General features: G+C 37.9%; 1 protein-coding gene. It reads right to left on the reverse strand.

Going from position 1 to position 261, the window contains the following annotated elements:
- Nucleotides 1–69 precede the first annotated feature (69 nt).
- Nucleotides 70–261 (reverse strand): hypothetical protein (locus P6709_RS20040; protein ID WP_278242654.1); only part of this gene is annotated, 192 nt, incomplete at its 5' end.

Consider the following 261-nt stretch of genomic DNA (forward strand, 5'->3'; position numbering starts at 1 on the left):
ATGATTTCATTGAAGAAAAAACTTTTCACGTCTGTAGGTGTTTTAGTTGGAGTAGCAATGAAGGCAAAATCAATTGGAGCCGATAACAAGCAAGAGAAGCTGCTCAAAATCTCCAATTCGGATGTCATACACTTTGACTGCCTGATAAAAGGTTTGATTTGCTTCTGATTCCACTCCTGTGCACGCAGGTTTATATACACTGAAAGAAAGGATGAAGATATGGAAAAAAGTTTTTGTGCCTGAGTTTCCAGAAAACATGAC

This window comes from Jeotgalibacillus sp. ET6 (genome assembly GCF_029667115.1).
GTDB lineage: Bacteria > Bacillota > Bacilli > Bacillales > Jeotgalibacillaceae > Jeotgalibacillus.